The sequence below is a fragment of the Streptococcus mitis genome, assembly GCF_002096925.1.
GTDB lineage: Bacteria > Bacillota > Bacilli > Lactobacillales > Streptococcaceae > Streptococcus > Streptococcus mitis_AF.
Window position 1 is genome coordinate 1 of the sequence record NZ_NCVN01000077.1, and the last position, 349, is coordinate 349.

The following is a 349-nucleotide window of genomic DNA, read 5'->3' on the forward strand; positions in this document are numbered from 1 at the left end:
TGATACTTCTCATACTTTTCAGCACGTACTGAAAAATCATCTTTGACTTTACGCAAGACTTTCTTGAGTTTACGACGCGGGATTTTACGTTCATCCTTCCCTTTAACAGCTGTCTCCTCAATGTTCTGGTTCAGTGTTTCCAATTCTTCTTCAAGGACTTGAGCGAATGCAAGCAACTGCTCTGAGGAGATAGGCTCTTGTGTATCCAGTTCGATAGCTTGATGGATAAGAGGAGTGATTTCTTCTTGAAAATAGTTCTGTATCTGTTCTTGCAGTTTGGCGGAGAATTTCTCTGTCGCTTTCTTCCACACAAAACTATACTTGTTGGCATTGGCTTCAATCTTAGTCC

1 pseudogene is annotated in these 349 nt (G+C 41.0%); it reads right to left on the minus strand.

Annotated elements, in window-relative coordinates:
* Window positions 1-349 (minus strand): annotated as a pseudogene (locus B7692_RS07690) (IS1182 family transposase); the annotation flags it as partial.